We start from the raw sequence: 265 nt of genomic DNA, 5'->3' as shown, positions 1-265 counted from the left end.
CAACGCCGCCGTCAGTCATTCCAACGATGACTTCTTGAATTGGCTTGTCGAATTTTGTTGGGTTGATGCAATCAGTTGCGCCTAATTTTTTAGCCAGTTCATATTTGCTTTCGTTCAAGTCAACACCAATGATACGACTTGCACCCGCCATTTTTGCGCCGATGATCGCTGAAAGACCAATACCGCCAAGACCGAATACAGCAACTGTGTCGCCTTTTTCAACTTTAGCCGTGTTAAGAACCGCACCCATACCCGTCGTTACGCC

General features: G+C 47.2%; 1 protein-coding gene. It reads right to left on the bottom strand.

The annotated features are described in order from the left end of the window. A partial coding sequence (locus A6E03_RS11250; RefSeq protein ID WP_141677262.1) for a zinc-binding dehydrogenase occupies window positions 1-265 on the bottom strand: 265 nt, incomplete at both ends.

The organism is Aliivibrio sp. 1S128 (assembly GCF_001691065.1).
In the GTDB taxonomy this organism is placed as follows: Bacteria; Pseudomonadota; Gammaproteobacteria; order Enterobacterales; family Vibrionaceae; genus Aliivibrio.
This window is presented reverse-complemented; position numbering and strand designations above follow the sequence as displayed.